General features: G+C 54.6%; 16 protein-coding genes. 13 read left to right on the forward strand and 3 right to left on the reverse strand.

The features are described 5' to 3' along the window. Positions 1-24 precede the first annotated feature (24 nt). The 6 genes from sapA (at position 25) to EnteroDNA1_RS04225 (ending at position 6,394) form a co-directional block, all read left to right on the forward strand. The gene (sapA, locus tag EnteroDNA1_RS04200; RefSeq protein ID WP_033145731.1) at positions 25-1,665 is read left to right on the forward strand and encodes an ABC transporter substrate-binding protein SapA; all 1,641 of its coding nucleotides are present in this window, start codon (positions 25-27) and stop codon (positions 1,663-1,665) included. Then, complete coding sequence (gene sapB / locus EnteroDNA1_RS04205) at positions 1,662-2,627, forward strand: putrescine export ABC transporter permease SapB (protein ID WP_023312049.1); 966 nt, start codon at positions 1,662-1,664, stop codon at positions 2,625-2,627. Before sapA ends, sapB begins: the two co-directional genes overlap by 4 nt. Beyond that, positions 2,614-3,504 (forward strand): putrescine export ABC transporter permease SapC, encoded by an 891-nt coding sequence (gene sapC / locus EnteroDNA1_RS04210; RefSeq protein ID WP_032656751.1) that lies wholly within the window; start codon positions 2,614-2,616, stop codon positions 3,502-3,504. The genes sapB and sapC overlap by 14 nt, the downstream gene beginning before the upstream one ends. Then, positions 3,504-4,496: a putrescine export ABC transporter ATP-binding protein SapD gene (gene sapD, locus EnteroDNA1_RS04215; protein ID WP_033145732.1), complete on the forward strand. Its 993-nt coding sequence runs from the start codon at positions 3,504-3,506 to the stop codon at positions 4,494-4,496. Before sapC ends, sapD begins: the two co-directional genes overlap by 1 nt. A 1-nt stretch (position 4,497) precedes the next feature. After that, a complete protein-coding gene (sapF, locus tag EnteroDNA1_RS04220; RefSeq protein ID WP_023312051.1) occupies positions 4,498-5,304 on the forward strand; it encodes a putrescine export ABC transporter ATP-binding protein SapF in 807 nt (268 codons plus the stop codon). A 148-nt stretch (positions 5,305-5,452) separates the two neighbouring features. Beyond that, positions 5,453-6,394: an ATP-grasp fold amidoligase family protein gene (locus EnteroDNA1_RS04225; RefSeq protein WP_069302918.1), complete on the forward strand. Its 942-nt coding sequence runs from the start codon at positions 5,453-5,455 to the stop codon at positions 6,392-6,394. Here EnteroDNA1_RS04225 and EnteroDNA1_RS04230 read toward each other — a convergent pair. Both EnteroDNA1_RS04230 and EnteroDNA1_RS04235 read right to left on the reverse strand, forming a co-directional pair. After that, the gene (locus tag EnteroDNA1_RS04230) at positions 6,375-7,439 is read right to left on the reverse strand and encodes an ATP-binding protein (protein ID WP_033145734.1); all 1,065 of its coding nucleotides are present in this window, start codon (positions 7,437-7,439) and stop codon (positions 6,375-6,377) included. The genes EnteroDNA1_RS04225 and EnteroDNA1_RS04230 overlap by 20 nt on opposite strands. Next, entirely contained in the window at positions 7,436-8,140 is a 705-nt protein-coding gene (locus tag EnteroDNA1_RS04235; RefSeq protein WP_025756601.1) for a response regulator, read from the reverse strand. The genes EnteroDNA1_RS04230 and EnteroDNA1_RS04235 overlap by 4 nt, the downstream gene beginning before the upstream one ends. Before the next feature lie 271 nt (positions 8,141-8,411). On the opposite strand from EnteroDNA1_RS04235, the gene crrC reads away from it, so the two are divergent. The 7 genes from crrC (at position 8,412) to pdeR (ending at position 19,464) form a co-directional block, all read left to right on the forward strand. Further along, a complete protein-coding gene (gene crrC, locus EnteroDNA1_RS04240; RefSeq protein ID WP_069302919.1) occupies positions 8,412-8,798 on the forward strand; it encodes a colistin resistant protein CrrC in 387 nt (128 codons plus the stop codon). Positions 8,799-8,921: 123 nt separating this feature from the next. Beyond that, positions 8,922-9,830 carry an ABC transporter six-transmembrane domain-containing protein gene (locus EnteroDNA1_RS04245; protein WP_063441951.1) on the forward strand — a complete coding sequence of 303 codons (909 nt, stop codon included), beginning with the start codon at positions 8,922-8,924 and terminating at the stop codon, positions 9,828-9,830. 4 nt (positions 9,831-9,834) lie between these two features. Beyond that, positions 9,835-12,927: a multidrug efflux RND transporter permease subunit gene (locus tag EnteroDNA1_RS04250; protein ID WP_069302920.1), complete on the forward strand. Its 3,093-nt coding sequence runs from the start codon at positions 9,835-9,837 to the stop codon at positions 12,925-12,927. 270 nt (positions 12,928-13,197) lie between these two features. Next, positions 13,198-13,986 carry an enoyl-ACP reductase FabI gene (gene fabI, locus EnteroDNA1_RS04255; RefSeq protein ID WP_003856831.1) on the forward strand — a complete coding sequence of 263 codons (789 nt, stop codon included), beginning with the start codon at positions 13,198-13,200 and terminating at the stop codon, positions 13,984-13,986. 153 nt (positions 13,987-14,139) lie between these two features. Then, entirely contained in the window at positions 14,140-15,126 is a 987-nt protein-coding gene (locus tag EnteroDNA1_RS04260; protein ID WP_069302921.1) for a CMD domain-containing protein, read from the forward strand. Positions 15,127-15,214: 88 nt separating this feature from the next. Then, on the forward strand, positions 15,215-17,149 hold the full coding sequence (locus tag EnteroDNA1_RS04265; protein ID WP_069302922.1) for an exoribonuclease II: 1,935 nt from the start codon (positions 15,215-15,217) through the stop codon (positions 17,147-17,149). Positions 17,150-17,472: 323 nt separating this feature from the next. Then, complete coding sequence (pdeR, locus tag EnteroDNA1_RS04270; protein ID WP_029740520.1) at positions 17,473-19,464, forward strand: cyclic di-GMP phosphodiesterase; 1,992 nt, start codon at positions 17,473-17,475, stop codon at positions 19,462-19,464. On the opposite strand, the gene EnteroDNA1_RS04275 is transcribed toward pdeR, so the two are convergent. After that, positions 19,461-20,330: a crotonase/enoyl-CoA hydratase family protein gene (locus tag EnteroDNA1_RS04275; RefSeq protein WP_069302923.1), complete on the reverse strand. Its 870-nt coding sequence runs from the start codon at positions 20,328-20,330 to the stop codon at positions 19,461-19,463. The two genes, pdeR and EnteroDNA1_RS04275, sit on opposite strands and share 4 nt — an antisense overlap. Between the last annotated feature and the right edge of the window lie 145 nt (positions 20,331-20,475).

Genomic DNA, 20,475 nt, shown 5'->3' on the forward strand with positions numbered 1-20,475 from the left:
TCGAACCTAAAAACCTTAAAAATTATGCGTCTGGTTTTATCGTCCTTTTTAGCACTCGGTCTGTTTAGCAGCCTGGCCTTTGCCGCGCCCGGGCAAACTCCCCAGCCTGACATTCGTGACAGCGGCTTTGTCTATTGCGTAAGCGGCCAGGTGGATACCTTCAACCCGCAAAAAGCGGGCAGCGGCCTGATCGTGGATACCCTGGCCGCGCAGCTTTACGACCGTCTGCTTGATGTTGACCCATACACCTACCGTCTGGTGCCTGAGCTGGCGGAAAGCTGGGAAGTGCTGGATAACGGCGCAACCTACCGTTTTCACCTGCGCGATGACGTCGCGTTTCAGCGCACGCCTTGGTTTACCCCCACGCGCAGGCTGAACGCAGATGACGTGGTCTTCACCTTCCAGCGTATCTTTAACCGCAACCATCCGTGGCATAACGTTAACGGGGATAATTTCCCCTATTTCGACAGCCTGCAGTTTGCTGACACCGTCAAAAGCGTGCGCAAGCTGGACAATCGGACGGTTGAATTTACGCTGACGCGCCCGGATGCCTCCTTCCTCTGGCATCTGGCGACCCACTATGCGTCAGTCATGTCCGCTGAATACGCGGCAAACCTGACGAAAAAAGATCGTCAGGAGTTACTCGATCGTCAGCCGGTCGGCACCGGTCCGTTCCAGCTCGCTGAATACCGCGCCGGGCAGTATATTCGTCTGCAGCGTCATGAGCATTTCTGGCGCGGCACCCCGCTGATGCCGCAGGTGGTGGTCGATCTCGGTTCAGGTGGAACGGGACGTCTGTCGAAACTGCTCACCGGGGAGTGCGACGTGCTCGCCTGGCCCGCGGCCAGCCAGCTCACCATTTTGCGTGACGATCCGCGCCTGCGCCTGACGTTACGCCCCGGCATGAATATCGCTTATCTGGCCTTTAACACGGATAAGCCGCCGTTGAATAACCCTGCCGTACGTCACGCTCTGGCGCTGGCGATTAACAACCAGCGTTTGATGCAGTCGATCTACTACGGCACGGCGGAAACCGCCGCCTCAATTTTACCGCGCGCCTCGTGGGCCTATGACGGTGAAGCTAAAATTACGGAATACAATCCGGCAAAAGCGCGTGAACAGCTGAAGGCGCTGGGGGCGGAAAACCTCACTTTGCAGCTTTGGGTGCCAACCAGCTCCCAGGCGTGGAACCCGAGCCCGCTCAAGACCGCCGAACTGCTGCAGGCAGATATGGCGCAGGTGGGCGTCAAAGTGATCATCGTACCGGTTGAGGGCCGTTTCCAGGAGGCGCGCCTGATGGACATGAATCATGATTTAACCCTGACCGGCTGGGCGACCGACAGTAACGATCCGGACAGTTTCTTCCGGCCGCTCCTGAGCTGTGCGGCGATAAATTCGCAGACCAACTACGCCCACTGGTGTAACCGGGAGTTTGACGCCGTGCTGCAAAAAGCGCTGGCTTCCCAGCAGCTGGCCTCACGCATCGACGCCTATGATGAAGCGCAGAAGATCCTTGCCCAGGAGCTGCCGGTGCTGCCGCTGGCCTCTTCCCTGCGTCTTCAGGCCTATCGTTACGATATTAAAGGCCTGGTGCTGAGTCCGTTCGGCAACGCCTCGTTCGCCGGCGTGTCGCGTGAAAAAGAACAAGAGGTGAAAAAACCATGATTATTTTTACCTTACGTCGGCTCCTTTTGCTGCTGGTGACGCTCTTTTTCCTGAACTTTGTCGGCTTCAGCCTGAGCTATTTCACGCCCCACGCCCCGCTCCAGGGGTCGTCGCTGTGGGATGCCTGGCTGTTCTGGTTTAACGGGCTGCTGCACTGGGATTTCGGCGTGTCCAGCATTAACGGGCAGCTGATTTCCCAGCAGCTGAAAGAGGTTTTCCCGGCCACGATGGAGCTGTGCATTCTGGCCTTCGGCTTTGCCCTGATGGTCGGCATCCCCGTGGGTATGCTGGCCGGGATCTATCGCAACAAATGGCAGGATAAGTTTATCAGCGCCCTCGCCCTGTTCGGCTTTTCCATTCCGGTATTCTGGCTGGCGCTGCTGCTGACGCTGTTCTTCTCGCTGACGATGGGCTGGCTGCCGGTTTCGGGTCGTTTTGACCTGCTCTATACGGTTAAAACGGTGACGGGTTTTGCCATCATTGACGCGTGGCTGTCCGATTCGGTGTGGCGCCATGAGATGATCGTCAGCGCCGTGCGCCATATGGTATTGCCGGTGCTGACGCTGGCGGTTGCGCCAACCACCGAAGTGATCCGCCTGATGCGCCTGAGCACCATTGAGGTATTTGACCAGAACTACGTCAAAGCCGCCGCCACGCGCGGGTTGTCACGCCTGACCATACTGCGCCGCAACGTCCTGCACAACGCGCTGCCGCCGGTAATTCCGCGTCTGGGATTACAGTTTTCCACCATGCTGACGCTGGCGATGATCACCGAGATGGTCTTCAGCTGGCCGGGCCTGGGGCGATGGCTGATTAACGCCATCCGCCAGCAGGACTACGCCGCTATTTCTGCGGGCGTGATGGTGATTGGTTCGCTGGTGATTATTGTTAACGTGTTGTCCGATATTCTGGGTGCCATGGCTAACCCATTGAAGCATAAGGAATGGTATGCCTTACGATAGCGTATACAGTGAAAAGCGCACGCCCGGCGTGCTGCGTACCGTGTGGCGTAAATTCTATGGTGACACCACGGCAATGATCGGCCTTTACGGCTGCGCCGGCCTGGTGTTGCTTTGCGTCTTTGGCTCGTGGTTTGCGCCGTACGGCATCGACCAGCAGTTCCTTGGCTATCAGCTGCTGCCACCGTCCTGGTCGCGCTACGGTGAAGTCTCTTTCTTCCTGGGAACGGACGACCTCGGACGTGACGTGTTGAGCCGCCTGTTGAGCGGTGCAGCCCCGACGGTCGGCGGCGCATTTGTGGTGACGCTCGCGGCTACGATCTGCGGGCTGGCGCTCGGTATTTTTGCGGGATCCACCCATGGCCTGCGTTCGGCGGTCCTTAACCACATTCTGGATACGCTGCTGTCGATTCCATCCCTGCTGCTGGCAATCATTGTTGTTGCCTTTGCCGGTCCGCATCTGTCGCATGCCATGTTCGCCGTCTGGCTGGCTATCCTGCCCCGCATCGTGCGCTCGGTTTACAGCATGGTGCATGATGAACTGGAAAAAGAGTACGTCGTTGCCGCGCGTCTGGACGGCGCGACGACCTTCAACATTCTGTGGTTTGCCGTGCTGCCCAACATCGCCGCCGGGCTGGTCACAGAGATCACCCGCGCCCTGTCGATGGCGATCCTGGACATCGCGGCGCTCGGCTTTCTCGATCTCGGCGCACAGCTGCCGTCGCCCGAATGGGGTGCGATGCTCGGCGACGCGCTGGAGTTGATCTACGTGGCACCCTGGACGGTCATGCTGCCGGGTGCGGCCATTATGGTGAGCGTGCTGCTTATCAACCTGCTGGGCGACGGTATTCGCCGTGCAATTAACGCGGGGGTGCAATAATGCCGCTTCTTGATATTCGCAACCTCACCATCGAATTCAAAACCGGTGAAGGCTGGGTTAAAGCCGTCGATCGCATCAGTATCACCCTTGCAGAGGGAGAAATACGCGGGCTGGTGGGGGAATCCGGCTCGGGAAAAAGCCTGATTGCCAAGGCTATCTGCGGCGTGGCGAAAGACAACTGGCGCGTGACGGCAGACCGTATGCGTTTTGACGATATCGATCTGCTGCGCCTCTCCCCCCGCGAGCGGCGTAAGCTTGTCGGGCATAACGTCTCGATGATTTTCCAGGAGCCGCAGTCCTGTCTCGACCCGTCCGAACGCGTGGGTAAACAGCTCATGCAGAACATTCCCGGCTGGACCTATAAAGGCCGCTGGTGGCAACGCGTTGGCTGGCGCAAGCGCCGCGCCATCGAGCTTTTACACCGCGTTGGGATCAAAGATCACAAAGATGCGATGCGCAGCTTCCCCTATGAGCTGACCGACGGCGAATGTCAGAAAGTGATGATTGCCATCGCGCTGGCAAATCAGCCGCGTTTGCTGATTGCGGATGAGCCCACCAACGCGATGGAACCCACCACGCAGGCGCAAATTTTCCGCCTGCTGTCGCGTCTCAACCAGAATAACAACACCACCATTTTGCTGATCAGCCATGACCTGCAAATGCTCAGCAAATGGGCGGATAAAATTGACGTGATGTACTGCGGGCAAACGGTCGAAACCGCGCCGAGTGAAGATCTGATCGGCGCGCCGCATCATCCGTATACGCAGGCGCTTATCCGCGCCATTCCGGATTTTGGCAGCGCAATGCCGCATAAAAGCCGCCTGAATACCCTGCCGGGGGCGATTCCGCTGCTGGAATCCCTGCCGATAGGCTGTCGTCTGGGGCCGAGGTGCCCCTATGCTCAGCGTAAATGTATCGAGACGCCACGCCTGACCGGGGCCAAGAATCATCTGTACGCCTGTCATTTCCCGCTGAACATGGAGAGAGAGTGAAATGGTCGAGACCTTACTGGAAGTTCGCAACCTGAGTAAGACCTTTCGCTACCGCACGGGGCTGTTTCATCGTCAAACTGTCGACGCGGTGAAGCCGCTGAGCTTTACGCTGCGTGAAAAACAGACCCTGGCGATCATCGGCGAGAACGGTTCCGGGAAATCCACCCTGGCGAAAATGCTCGCCGGCATGGTTGAACCCACTGCAGGCGAAGTGTTGATTGACGATCATCCTCTGACGTTCGGCGATTACTCTTTTCGCAGCCAGCGCATCCGCATGATTTTCCAGGATCCGTCTACCTCGCTTAACCCGCGCCAGCGCATCTCTCAGATCCTCGATTTTCCGCTGCGCCTGAACACCGACCTGGAGCCAGAGGCGCGCCGTAAGCGCGTATTTGAAACCCTGCGTATGGTTGGGCTGTTACCGGATCACGAAAGCTACTACCCGCATATGCTGGCCCCCGGCCAGAAACAGCGCCTGGGCCTGGCGCGTGCGTTGATTTTGCGGCCAAAAGTGATCATTGCGGATGAAGCGCTTGCCTCGCTGGATATGTCGATGCGCTCGCAGCTGATTAACCTGATGCTGGAATTGCAGGAAAAACAGGGGATCTCGTATATCTACGTCACCCAGCATCTGGGAATGATGAAGCACATCAGCGATCAGGTGATGGTCATGCACCAGGGCGAAGTGGTCGAGCGCGGCAGCACGGCGGATGTGATGGCCTCCCCGCTTCATGAGCTGACAAAACGACTGATTGCCGGTCATTTTGGTGAAGCATTGACCGCCGATGCTTGGCGCAAAGACCGTTAAACAAACGTTGCACTGTTCAATAAGGATTAAATAGCCTGCGTGCGCTATTTAATCCTTTAATTTTTCGTCTCCATCCCTGCTCCATATTTTAAGCAATATCAATCAACAGTTCTTCTCCAGAATATCCGGACATTACGGAGGAGAAGAAATGAACACCGCCACTTACATTTTAAAATACACAGAGTATCTCATCAGAAAATGCCGCTCATTTTTAATGACGGACCTGCATTTTCATACCGTGAGGCTTAAGAAAACAACCGGGGAAACCCCTGATATTAACTCGCCCACGACGTTGAGTGAAAAAATATGTCATCGTCTGGTCTATGACCATAATAACTTCTACACGATGCTTGCCGATAAACTCGCCGTTCGGGCATACGTTTCCTCCAGAACAACGCGCGTGAAAACGGTGCCATTAATCGGCGTTTATACCCGGCCGTCGCAGATTGATTTTTCAGTTCTTCCTGACAAATTCGTCCTTAAGTGCAACCATGACAGCGGCAGCACAATAATATGTACAAACAAAGCGCAATTTAATGAAAAAGAAGCGTGTAAAAAGCTGAGCCTCGCGTTAAAGAAAAATCTTTACTACACCACGCGCGAATGGCAGTACAAAAACATTACGCCGAGTATACTTTGCGAGCCGTTTGTCGGTCTCTTCGACGACGCTGACAGGAACACAACGCCCGAAATGCTGAGGATCCATTGTTTTCACGGCGTTGCCCACTATGTAGAAGCGGATTTTACGGATGATAACGGCAAAGGGTTTATCAACGTTTATGACAGGTACTGGAACTTACAACCCTTCCGGATGGAATATCCAAATACTTCAGCAGAACCAGGCGAACCGCTCTTATTCCGCCAGGCTTTGTTGGCCTCCCAGGAGCTGGCGGATGGAATTGACTACTGCCGCGTTGACCTTATGCTAAAAAAAGATGAAATCTATTTCAGCGAAATAACCTTAAGCCCGAGACGCGGTAAGCTGACGATTACCCCGCAGGAGTGGGATGCTAAGTTAGGAAAAATATGGCATTTATCGCCGGCAGGCACATTTGACCTGCCGCTGAAGCTCACGAGTCGGGCCAGGTGAGTTTAAATATCGAGTGGTTTTGCGTCGATAAGGTATAGGTAACATCGCCACCATGAGCCAGCATGATGGCTTTTACCACCGACAAGCCCAAACCACAGCCTTCCGGGTTCACATGTCTGGCGCCATTATCGCGCTGAAAGGGCTGAAACAGGAAATCATGAAACTCTCTGGGGATGCCCGGTCCCCCGTCCTGAATAAGGATAAAATTGCCTTTATCAGAAACGCCATTTTTCACGATGAGCGTGCGCGAGGTTGAATAGTGTAAGGCATTATCAAATAAAACGGTCAAACACTGATTGATGCGCAATGGATCGAATACGCACTGCTGCTCCCTCAGGTCTGTATTGACGGTAAAAGCCTTACGGCTGAACTCGGGCATGAACGTATCGAGTGCGTTCTGTATTGTCCCTTTTAGATCCGTTCTTGACTGGCATAACGTGTATCCCGCCCCGCCATCCGAACTGATAACCCGGAGATCTTCAATCAGGCGGGTTAACCCTTCCGTCTGTTTGAGAAGATTATTAAACAGCACCGGATCCGGGGTAAAAACGCCGTCAACCAACCCCTGAAGCCGTCCGCGTAAGATCGTGACAGGGGTTCTCAGCTCATGCGCAATAGCGGCATTCCAGGATTTCCTCTGAATATCCAGCGTCTGTAGTTTTTCCGCCATTTCATTGAAATCCGTCACCAGGTGATTGATCTCACCCAGCCGGGAACTGGCGCAGAATGCCCGGGCGTCCAGATCGCCCTGAGAAATCTTTTTCAGGCTGGACGCTACCGCGTTTAGCGGGGTGAGGATCCGCGATGACAGTTTGACCGTGAAAAAGAGGGCAATAATCATACTGATCGTAGTCGCGGTCCCAATCCATACCCAGTCCCACATCGTCATCTGCTCGTCATCGCCCGCAGCAGGGCCGCCCGGGAGGTGATCCAGAATAAAGGAGTAAAAAAACCAGGAGCCGAGTATGGCGATGGCAATGATCGTAAACGTCAGCAACAGCATATACGTTAAGATCTGACGGCTCAGAACAGACTCTTTGTTCATTTCTTTTCCCCAAGCCGGTAGCCCATGCCTCTGATGCTCTCGGGAACACCATAGAGGCCGGCAAGCTCCAGTTTTTTACGCAACTTGCTCATATGGCTGTCGACCGTTCTGTCGAGCGTATCCCCTTCCGGCAGACACGCGTTGAGCAGCTCTTCGCGGGAGCAGACCTTTCGCGGATATCTCACCAGGTATGTGAGCAATTTAAATTCGGTCGTCGTTAATACCGGGGAGACAACCTCTGCGCCCACGGTGACTTCCACGTAGAAGTCATCCGGATAGACCGTAATAAATGGCGTTCTGAGCGGCTGGGAACCCGCCTGCTGAAGCGCGGGTTTTGTCCTGCGCAGCACCGCCTCAACCCGGGCGACAACTTCAGAAGGGTTGAAGGGTTTGATCACGTAATCATCCGCGCCCAGCCTCAGCCCCATGAGCTTATCGACATCCTGATCGAGAGCGGAAACCATGATGACGGGGACAGCGCTTTCCTGACGAAGCGTGGTAAGTACGCTCCAGCCGTCACATACGGGCAGGTGAATGTCCAGCAATATGAGATCCGGTTTATGGAGGCGATTGAGCGCTATGGCCTGTTCGCCCTGCCTGGCTCGGAGCGTTTTCATTCCCGAACGCTCCAGGTAGCTCATCAGTATATCGGCGATTTCGTCTTCATCTTCAACAACAAGGATCAGCGTATTTTTGTGCATTTTATCTCCGCGGGTGAAATCCCTTTGAGCTCGCTATCAGATATCTTTAGCACAATAAGACACAGCCTCCGGGAAAAAGTGCCGTAGCTAAGAAAATTTCCCGGCTGATTTACCTGCCCGGTTATTTCTCCATACAGCCTACACATTCCGTCAATAATGACTCGACAATGCCCGTTCAAAATCGCTATTGAGACAAAACTCTTTTTACATTTAGCGTTGCACATTATCCCTGTTACTTAAAGATTTTATGAAGTTGGCTGAAATAATGAACATGGAACTTTCTAAATATTTCTCTCCTAAAAAACTGGGCTTATATTCCCTGTTCCTGCTGCTGTCCTGGGGATTACTTTATATCTGGCTGATGCTGGTACACAAAATGGATGAAAAAGTCGCCTCAACGCTGCTCTCTTCACCCATTATCTATGGCTGCATCGCATTGTCGGTTGTCTCTCTGATAATCCAGAATAAAGCCGGCGCGTTGACTGAGCTACTCGTCGTCGCCTTCTGGCTGTTGGTGATTTTTGTTTATCTCATTATTACGTTCACCGTGCTGTTAAACGCGATGCCCGACATCGAGGATCTGATCTTTTACTACGAATGTTATTTGATCATTTTTTTTGGTGGAGCCCCGCTGTACCTTATTATGAGAATGATTTGAGCCGTTGCTCCACATAGCCTCCACAAACCGCCCATTTCCGCTAAACAGGCGCGCGGTAGACTCTCCCTCACGCTATTTTGCACAAAAATAACTCACCTAAGAATCTGATAAAACTTATCCATAATGATGAACCGTAATAATCTTCGTTCTTCTGAACCTGCCGGAGTGATGCACTCGCTAAAAAAACTCGCGATACGGCACCGGAAAAAACTGGTTGTCACTTTTTTCCTGGTGGTGGCCGAAAACGTGACGTTTTTACTTTATCCCGTTCTGGCTGGCATCGCGATAAATGCCATCCTCGCCGGTGAAACGCTTAACGCCGCGCTGTATGGCCTGATGGTGCTTTGCATGTGGTTCATCGGTGCGGCCAGACGAAGCGTAGACACGCGCACGTTTGCACGCATTTATGCCGGACTCGCGGTTTCCGTCGTCCTGGCACAGCGCAAATATCAGCTTAACCATTCGGCGATCGCCGCCAGGGTAACGCTCTCGCGCGAATATGTGGATTTCTTTGAAATGCACCTTCCCCTGCTTATTACCTCGCTGAGCTCACTTTTTGGTGCCGCAATCATGTTGCTGTTTATTGAATTTTGGGCCGGCGTCATGTGCTTTGCGATTGTATTTATCCTGCTCGGATTTGTCTCAGGATATGCCCGTAAAAATGAATGGCTGTTCATGCGCCTGAATAATCGACTGGAAAAAGAAGTGGATTATGTTCATAAGGCGGGCACGGCTACCCTTCACCGCCATTACTCCACGCTGGCGCGTTTGCGTATCGCATTATCTGACCGCGAGGCGTGGGGTTATTTGTGGGTCGGCGTGCTTGTTGCCGCGCTTTTTACGCTGACCATCGTCTGGATGACGCGCTCAACCGGCATCACCGCCGGACATATTTACTCGGTGATGACCTACATGTGGATGTTCGCGACGAGCCTCGATGACGCGCCGCAGCTTCTTGAGAAATTTTCGCAGCTCAGGGATATCGGCAAGCGCGTATCCACTGATGATGAAATTCACGTAACCGGACGTTAATTTAATGCCGCATTTTTTTATTGAACGCCCCGTTTTCGCCTGGGTTGTAGCGCTTTTTATCGTCCTGGCAGGGCTCCTGTCTATTCCCCGTTTGCCGGTTGCGCAGTATCCGGCGGTGGCGCCGCCTGGAATCATTATTTCCGTCAGTTACCCGGGGGCCAGCCCCGATATCATGAACACGTCGGTGGTATCGTTAATCGAGCGCGAAATCTCCGGCGTAGATAATTTGCTCTACTTTGAATCATCCAGTGACACAACCGGTTCGGCATCGATTACCGTCGCCTTTAAACCGGGCACGGACATCAAGCTGGCGCAGATGGATCTGCAGAATCAGATTAAGATCGTCGAGCCTCGTCTGCCTCAGGCGGTAAGGCAAAACGGCATCAACGTCGAGGCCGCTAACTCTGGCTTTTTAATGATGGTGGGGCTGAAGTCGGCGACGGGTCAATTTGAGGAAGCCGATTTAAGCGACTATTTTGCCAGAAACGTCAGTGACGAGCTTCGTCGCGTGCCCGGCGTAGGGAAAGTTCAGCTGTTTGGCGGCGAAAAAGCGCTGCGCATCTGGTTGGATCCCATGAAGCTCCACGGCTACGGGCTTTCGGTAAGCGATGTTCTTACCGCCGTTGGCCAGCAAAATGCCCTGGTTTCGCCCGGCAAAACAGGAGATGAGCCAGCCTCTGCAGGACAAGGGGTGACGTATCCCATCACCGTGAAGGGACAGCTCTCCTCGGTAGAGGCGTTCAGGAATATCACCCTGAAATCTGACGCATCCGGTGCCCGCCTGAAACTGTCCGACATTGCGCGGATTGAATCTGGCCTGCAAAGCTACGCCTTTGGTATCCGTGAAAATGGCGTGCCCGCAACGGCGGCAGCAATCCAGCTCTCGCCTGGCGCGAATGCGATGAGCACGGCTTCCGGCGTACGGGCGCGCATCGACGAACTTTCCCGGGTGTTACCCGAAGGAATGGCGTTTACGATCCCCTTCGACACCGCGCCGTTCGTGAAACTTTCTATCATGAAGGTTGTTCAGACATTTGTGGAAGCGATGGTCCTCGTCTTCCTGGTTATGCTGCTGTTTCTGCACAAGATACGCTGTACGCTTATCCCGGCGATTGTTGCTCCCGTCGCGCTTCTTGGCACCTTCACGGTGATGCTATTGAGCGGCTACTCCATCAATATTCTGACGATGTTCGGCATGGTGCTGGCAATAGGGATTATCGTTGATGATGCCATTGTGGTCGTGGAGAACGTTGAACGACTGATGGAGGAAAAAAGCCTGTCTCCGCGTGACGCCACGCGGCAAGCCATGCAGGAAATCACCCCGGCGATTATTGGCATCACGCTGGTGCTGACCGCCGTCTTTATCCCCATGGGGTTTGCGGAAGGATCCGTCGGGATTATCTACCGACAATTTTGTATTTCCATGGCGGTCTCCATACTGCTGTCCGCGTTTCTTGCCCTGACGCTGACGCCTGCCCTGTGCGCAACGCTACTCAAGCCGCATAAGCCAGGAAAGAGAGGCGGAAGGTTCGCGGTCGGGTTTAACGCGCGCTTTCGTTCGCTCACCGCCAGTTACGAAGCCGGGCTGGGTGCCGTTCTGAAGCGAACCGGGCGTATGCTGCTCCTGTACGCTGCGCTTTGTGCTGCGCTGTTTTTGGGATTGTCTTCGTTACCGTCGTCCTTTCTGCCGGACGAAGATCAGGGCTACTTTATGTCCTCAATCCAGCTGCCTTCTGATGCCACGATGCAGCGTACCCTCAACGTGGTTAAAAAATTTGAAGAGGAAATTGCGGCCCGGCCGGATATTGAAAGCAACATTATGATCCTGGGGTTTGGATTTTCAGGTTCAGGACCTAACTCGGCTATGGCCTTCACCACGCTGAAGGACTGGAAAAATCGGCAGGGCTCGACGGCCCAGGGGGAAGCCGACCGGATACAGGCCAGCATGGCAAACGTCTCTGATGCCGTCACGATGAGCCTGCTCCCGCCGGCCATTTCGGATATGGGCACCTCGTCGGGCTTCACCTGGTACGTGCAGGACAGAGCGGGACTGGGCTACGAGGCGTTAAAGCGCGCTGCCGACGCGCTAGTCCTGCAGGCCAACCAGCGCCCTGAACTGAGTGACGTGTATATAGACGGTCTGCCGGAAGGAACAAGCCTTGCGCTCCAGGTGGACAGAGAAAAGGCGGAAGCGATGGGCGTCTCGTTTGATGAAATCAACCAGACGCTCTCCGTCACCCTGGGCTCAAATTACGTCAACGACTATACGAACAACGGCCGCGTTCAGCAGGTGATTATTCAGGCCGATGCGCCCTACCGAATGCAGCCTGAGCAGATACTGACATTATCAGTGAAAAACCGGATGGGACAGATGGTGCCGGTATCGACATTTGCCACGCTTTCCTGGCACGTTGCGCCCCAGCAGTTGACGCGTTATCAGGGATATTCGGCTATTCGCATTACCGGAAATGCGGCGCCGGGAGAGTCCAGCGGCACCGCAATGAAGGTTATGGAGAGTTTGTCCAGAGATTTACCTCAGGGCATGGCTGGCGAGTGGGCAGGCAGTTCATTGCAGGAGAGAAAATCGGAATCTCAGCTTCCGGGCCTTATCGTCCTGTCGATACTGGTCGTGTTTATGGTGCTGGCCGCCCTGTATGAGAGCTGGTCTATTCCGTTTGCGGTCATGCTGGTCGTTCCGCTGGGTCTTATCGGCGCGGTGATCGCGGTGTCCGTTGCCGGCATGATGAATGACGTTTTCTTCAAGGTCGGCCTGATTACGCTTATTGGCCTGTCGGCCAAGAACGCCATTCTGATTGTTGAATTTGCGAGGCAGCTCCATCGCCAGGGGCAGCCCCTGCTGGCGGCAACCATTCATGCCGCCGGCCAGCGCCTGCGCCCTATTTTGATGACGTCGTTAGCCTTCACCTTAGGGGTTGTTCCGTTGATGCTGGCCAATGGTGCGAGCGACAGTACGCAGCATGCCATCGGTACCGGCGTATTTGGCGGCATGATTAGCGGTACGCTTCTCGCCATTTTCTTCGTACCGGTTTTCTTTATCGTCATCGCGCGCTTCATCGACAACCTCAGGAAAGCGTGAATACCCTCGCGGGATCGCGCTTCCTCGCTGGTTGGATGAGGTGAACCTGTTGCCGGGTGATATACTGGACGAATGCTGAAATTTTGAGCCCCCGCGAGTCCGCGGCGCATTCTTCGGGGCAGGCGTCTTCGGAGAACAGCGAGAAATATCGTGACACAAGGGGCTGTGAGTGGGCTATAATTTCGAGCTAATTTCGAATGATTTTGAAATACTGCCTGTAACGCTATGAATTACAAGGCAAAATTAGCAATGAATATAAGGATTAAAGCTATGGGTTTTCTTTCCGGTAAGCGCATTCTGGTGACTGGCGTTGCCAGCAAACTGTCCATCGCATACGGCATCGCGCAGGCAATGCATCGCGAAGGCGCTGAGCTGGCGTTCACCTACCAGAACGACAAGCTGAAAGGCCGTGTTGAAGAGTTTGCCGCGCAGCTGGGTTCCAGCATTGTTCTGGAATGTGACGTTGCACAAGACGAAAGCATCGACGGCATGTTTGCTGAACTGGCAAAAGCATGGCCGAAATTCGACGGTTTCGTTCACTCCATTGGCTTCGCTCCTGGCGACCAGCTGGACGGCGACTACGTGAACGCGGTTACCCGTGATGGCTTCAAAATCGCTCACGACATCAGCTCCTACAGCTTCGTTGCGATGGCGAAATCCTGCCGCGCGATGCTGAACCCGGGCGCAGCCCTGCTGACCCTGTCCTACCTGGGCGCTGAGCGTGCTATCCCTAACTACAACGTTATGGGCCTGGCGAAAGCCTCTCTGGAAGCCAACGTACGCTACATGGCGAACGCAATGGGTCCTGAAGGCGTGCGCGTTAACGCCATCTCTGCAGGTCCTATCCGCACCCTGGCAGCTTCCGGTATTAAAGATTTTCGTAAAATGCTGGCACACTGCGAAGCGGTTACCCCGATTCGTCGTACCGTTACCATTGAAGATGTGGGTAACTCTGCAGCATTCCTGTGCTCTGACCTTTCCGCTGGTATCTCCGGTGAAGTGGTTCACGTTGACGGCGGCTTCAACATCGCTGCAATGAACGAGCTGGAAATTAAATAAGCTGTGACTCTCTTCCCGCACGGGAAGAGAGTTTCCCCCCCCAACCGCCCCTTCGTTATTCCGTTCTGCTATTTGTTATCACCTAACAATATTTTTCCCTTTATCTGCCTTACGCCAGGATATTGATCGCCATTTTGAGATCAAGGAACGCACATGGAACAACGCCGTTTTTCCGGCAAAGGCCACTGGTATCACGAGACCCAGTCGAACCACGCGCAGACGGATGTTCTGCCTCTGGTGCCCGAAGCCGCTAACGTCGACGATCGTTTTTTGCTCGATTTAGCCCTGCCTGATGAGATTGTCGCCGCCTGTTCTGGCTGGCTTACCCCTGCCAGAGCCTTGTGCCACCAGCTGTTTCCGCTCTCGATTCCCGTGAACCGCCTGCATACGCTCAGCGCCTACGATCGGCTCAGCACCGCGCTAACGGTCGCACAGGCCTGTGGCGTTCAGCGGCTTTGTAACCATTACGCCGCCCTCCTCGCCCCGCTTCCCGGCCCCGACTCCTCGCGCGAAAGCAACCGACGTCTGGCGCAAATTACGCAGTATGCCCGCCAGCTCGCCAGCTCTCCTGATGTGATTGATGATAAAGCGCAAAACCAGCTTGATGAGGTTGGCCTGTCAATATATGACATTGTGGTGATTAACCAGATTATCGGCTTTATCGGTTTTCAGGCGCGCGTGGTCGCGGTTTTTCAGGCCCTGTTAGGACACCCCGTTCGCTGGTTGCCAGGCCATCATATTCAGCCGCACACGCTGCCCGCGAGCCACGCCGCCTGGGTGCCGCTGTTGCCCGTCGTCGAGCTGCGCTATGCGAGTACGCATCAGCTTGAGTCGCTGTCCCGCTGGCAGGCAGAACCCGCGCTGGAGGCGCTGACGCCGGTCCTTTGCCATGAGCCTTCGCTGCTCGACCTGACCGGAGAAATCCTGTTAAACACCCGCGAAGCGATCCCGCTGACGTCTCCCGCACTTTCGGCGGCGGTCGAACTGCTGACGCGCTCTCCGGACCGCTTCAGCGCCGCGCAGTTTACCCCGCTCACGGATCAGGGACTCCCCGGCGAACATGCCATCACGCTGCTTACCTGCAGCGCGTTTGATGGCTGGCTCAATCGTCTGAAAGTCGCGTTTGGTAAAGAGGAATAACCATACTAATTACCCAAAGAGCGCTTGCTGAGACAGTGAGAATCGCGTAAAACTGTCAGCCGCTCAATGGCTACGAAAATAGAACATTATGTTTCAGGACAACCCGCTGCTAGCGCAGCTTAAACAGCAACTGCATTCCCAGACGCCGCGTGCAGAAGGGGTCGTAAAAGCCACGGAAAAGGGCTTTGGCTTCCTTGAGGTTGACGCGCAGAAAAGCTACTTCATTCCGCCTCCGCAGATGAAGAAAGTGATGCATGGCGATCGCGTCATGGCCGTCATTCATACCGAGAAGGACCGCGAGTCTGCCGAGCCGGAAGAACTGATCGAACCGTTCCTGACCCGCTTTGTGGGCAAGGTGCAGAGAAAAGACGATCGTCTTGCTATCGTGCCGGATCATCCCCTGCTGAAAGATGCTATTCCCTGCCGCGCCGCCCGTGGCGTTGAGCATGATTTTAAAGAAGGTGACTGGGCCGTAGCAGAAATGCGCCGTCATCCTCTGAAAGGCGATCGCGGTTTTTATGCTGAGCTGACCCAGTTCATCACCTTTGGCGCCGACCATTTCGTACCATGGTGGGTCACGCTGGCACGCCACAATCTTGAAAAAGAAGCGCCGAACGGCGTAGCGACCGAGATGCAGGACGAAGGTTTGACGCGCCGCGATCTCACCGCGCTGGAGTTTGTCACCATCGACAGCGCCAGCACGGAAGATATGGATGACGCGCTGTACGCTGAAGAGAGCGCCGATGGCAAACTGCATCTGACCGTCGCCATTGCCGATCCAACCGCCTGGATTGCCGAAGGCAGCAAGCTGGATGACGCGGCGAAAATCCGTGCGTTCACCAACTACCTGCCGGGCTTCAATATTCCGATGCTGCCGCGCGAATTGTCAGACGATCTCTGCTCGCTGCGTCCAAATGAAGTGCGCCCGGTCCTTGCCTGCCGCATGACTATCGCCGCAGATGGCGCGATTGAAGACGATATCGAGTTCTTTGCCGCTACCATCGAATCGAAAGCCAAGCTGGCCTACGATAACGTCTCCGACTGGCTTGAAAATACCGGTAGCTGGAAACCTGAATCAGACGCCATTGCCGCGCAAATCCGTCTGCTCCATCGCATCTGCCTGAACCGCGGCGAGTGGCGTAAAACCCACGCGCTGGTGTTCAAAGACCGCCCGGATTATCGCTTTGTTCTGGGCGAGAAAGGCGAAGTGCTGGACATCGTGGCCGAACCGCGACGCATTGCGAACCGCATCGTTGAAGAGGCGATGATTTCCGCCAACATCTGTGCCGCACGCGTGCTGCGCGACAGGCTGGGCTTTGGTATTTACAACGTCCACACTGGTTTTGATCCGGCGAATACCGAAGCGCTGGCGGCCCTGCTGAAAAATCACGATGTGCACGTTGATCCGGAAGAAGTGCTGACGCTGCCGGGCTTCTGCAAGCTTCGCCGCGAACTGGACGCGCAGCCGTCGGGCTTCCTGGACAGCCGCATTCGTCGCTTCCAGTCCTTCGCTGAAATCAGCACCGAGCCTGGCCCGCACTTTGGCCTTGGCCTCGAAGCTTACGCCACCTGGACATCGCCGATCCGTAAGTATGGCGATATGGTTAACCACCGCCTGCTGAAAGCGATTATCAAAGGTGAAACCATTGCTCGTCCTCAGGAGGACACCACGCTGCAGATGGCCGATCGTCGCCGTCTGAACCGCATGGCCGAGCGTGACGTTGGTGACTGGCTGTATGCACGCTTCCTGCAGGATAAAGCCGGTACGGATACCCGTTTCGCCGCAGAGATCATCGATATCAGCCGCGGGGGCATGCGCGTCCGTCTGGTCGATAACGGTGCTGTCGCGTTTATTCCTGCGCCGTTCCTGCATGCGGTTCGTGACGAAATGGTCTGTAGCCAGGAAAACGGTACCGTGCAAATTAAAGGTGAAACAGTTTACAAAGTCACCGACGTGATTGACGTTACTATCTCCGAAGTTCGCATGGAAACCCGCAGTATTATCGCGCGCCCTGTCGCCTGATAACCGGTTCAATTGTCGGCCGTTTCCTTTCCGGAAGGGCCGACAATTTTTCTTTTTATCCCCGCCACAAAATCATTATTTTTCCTTACTATTTTCAGTATCCCTTCGCCCAAAACCGCCATAATTATCTACAGTAAAAGAGTGTTGTTATATTCGGTTACGTGAATTTCTATACGCTCGGTATCCTTTTTAACCTGACTCGTTTTATTATAAGAAAGCAGGGAAAAACAACAGGTTCACTTCGGTTTTGCCGCTGTTTCTCAACGGAAAAGTCGACAGCAAATGAATAATTTGTGCGCTAATGAACAGCTGCGGGAGAAAACATGATGGACGATCTGGAGCAGAACTTGCTGTTTCGCTACATGGGAACTCACAGCCCGTGGTGGCGCCTGTCAGCTGACAGCAACGCTCTGCACCTTTCCACCAGCGAAAATGCCGATGTCACTCAGGTCGTGGCGCTGGATGATGAACAGGCCGATCTCATCCGTCATTTAACCGTTATTACCTCCAGCATTTCCATGTCGCTCTCCCTGTACGGGGAAGATGTCCCGGTTCATCTTGTGGGCCGTAAAATTACCCGCAACGAGTGGGCAGGCACCGCTTCCGCCTGGAACGATACGCCCTCCGTGGCGCGCGATCTGGCTCAGGGGCTCTCTTTCGCGGAGCAGGTTGTCTCTGAGGCCAACTCCGTCATTGTTATCCTCGATCAGCACGGCAATATTCAGCGTTTTAACCGGCTTAGCGAAGAGTACACCGGCCTGAAAGAGCAAGAAGTCATTGGTCAGAACGTATTTAAGCTGTTTATGAGCCGCAGCGAAGCGGCGGCCTCAAAGCGCAATATTACCGGTTTTTTTCGCAACGGCAGCTCCTACGAAGTCGAACGCTGGATCAAAACGCGTAAAGGGCAGCGTCTGTTTCTGTTCAGAAATAAATTCGTGCACAGCGGCAGCGGTAAAAATGAAATTTTCCTTATCTGTTCCGGGACCGATATTACCGAGGAGCGCCGCGCTCAGGAGCGGCTGCGCGTGCTGGCCAATACCGATACCATCACCGGCCTGCCAAACCGCAATGCGATCCACGATCTGATTTCTGACGCTATCGACAACCGCGGCGACACGCAGGTGGGCGTGGTGTATCTCGATCTGGATAACTTTAAAAAGGTCAACGACGCTTACGGGCATATGTTTGGCGATCAGCTGTTGCAGGCTGTCGCCCTCGCCATTTTGAGCTGTCTGGATGAAGAACAGGTGCTGGCACGTCTTGGCGGCGATGAGTTTATCGTCATGGCCACCAATACCTCTCAGGGCTCTCTGGAGGCGATGGCGTCGCGCATTTTAACCCGTCTGCGCCAGCCGTTTCGAATCGGCCTGATTGAGATTTATACCGGCTGCTCTCTCGGTATCGCCCTCGCCCCGCAGCACGGGAACGACCGGGAAAGCGTTATTCGCAACGCCGATACCGCCATGTACACTGCCAAAGAGAACGGCCGGGGCAAGTTCTGCGTCTTTTCACCCGAGATGAACCAGCGCGTGTTTGAGTATCTCTGGCTGGATACCAACCTGCGTAAGGCCCTGGATAACGATCAGCTTCTGATCCACTATCAGCCGAAAATAACCTGGCGCGGAGAAGTCAGAAGCCTTGAAGCGCTGGTCCGCTGGCAATCGCCAGAACGCGGCCTGATCCCGCCGCTGGAGTTTATCTCTTATGCCGAGGAGTCGGGGTTGATTGTGCCGCTGGGCCGCTGGGTGATGCTCGACGTGGTTCGCCAGGTGGCGAAATGGCGCGATAAGGGAATAAACCTGCGCGTGGCGGTGAACGTCTCTGCACGCCAGCTGGCCGACCAGACCATCTTCAGCGACTTAAAGCAGGCGCTGAAGGATCTGAATTTTGAATACTGCCCGGTCGACGTCGAGTTGACCGAAAGCTGTCTTATCGAGAATGAAGAGCTAGCGCTGTCCGTGATCCAGCAGTTCAGCCGACTCGGGGCGCAAATTCATCTGGATGATTTTGGCACCGGCTACTCTTCCCTTTCTCAGCTGGCCCGCTTCCCTATCGACGCCATTAAGCTCGATCAATCTTTCGTCAGGGATATTCATAAGCAGTCTATTTCCCAGTCGCTGGTGCGCGCTATCGTCGCGGTGGCGCAGGCGTTAAATCTGCAGGTGATTGCCGAGGGTGTGGAAAATGCAAAAGAAGACGCCTTTCTGACCAAGAACGGCGTCAACGAACGGCAGGGCTTTCTGTTTGCTAAGCCGATGCCCGCTGCCGCATTCGAGCGATGGCTAAAACGATATCAAGCGCGAAATCAACGTTAACTGGCTTTACGCAGGCCCGCCGCGTGATGGCGGTTTTGCAGCGTGACCAGTCGCTCCATGTAGGCGATATCTTTCGGCTCCAGGCAGAAAGCGGCATCAACCCAGTCTTCCGTGATGTCCATCAGTTCACTGCGGGGCAATTGCAGAACGCGCGTACGGGCGCGCAGCATCGCCCTTACGCCATTCAGTTTTGGCCGCAGCGTATCGATGAAGGTTCGCATGGAGACATAGCTTTGTCCGGGTTCAAACAGGCCATCCACCAGCCCGTGCTGTTCGTACCATTCAGCCGTATGGGATTCTCCTTTGTAGATAAGTTCTTCCGCCAGCTTCATGCCTGCACGGCGTGCAACCAGGGAATATCCTCCCATACCCGGAAACAGGTTGAAGGCAATCTCCGGGAAACCTAAACGGGCATCGCGCTGAGCCAGGACGAAATGGTGCGCCAGAGCGGCCTCAAACCCGCCTCCTAACGCACTGCCTTCGACCATCGCCAGAGAGATGGCTCCCGAATCAAACCCCCGTGAAGCCGCATGGACGCAATCAACGCAGGCGCGAGCGTACGCCCGTAACGCTTCCCGACGTCCGTTCTGAATGCACTCGACGAAGAACTGTAAATCCCCGCCGGCATTGTACATCTCGGGAACCAGCGAACCGGTTACCCAAAAATCAACCGCAAAACCAGACTGGCGAACCAGCCATGAAAAGTTCATGATCTCCTCTATTAACGCATGGTTAAAGCAAGGACGTGGCTGAGCCCGCAGCATCATCCAGACCGTGTGACGCTCCGCCTCGTAATACCCTGACAGCTGCGTGAACCGTTCAGTATCGGTAAACAGTGTGCAGGTAGGCTGATTGATAACTGTCATAGTCTAATTCCTCTTATAAAAAAGCGCCTTGCGCGCAGTTTTAGACTAATCCACTCATTAAGCCTGCTGCATGAGGGGGAATAAATTTATCACTTACGTTTATGTAATTTAGTTATTGCATTTTTTCCCTTCTCTTTTGATCCTA

The organism is Enterobacter sp. HK169, from assembly GCF_001719105.1.
Taxonomy (GTDB): domain Bacteria; phylum Pseudomonadota; class Gammaproteobacteria; order Enterobacterales; family Enterobacteriaceae; genus Enterobacter; species Enterobacter asburiae_B.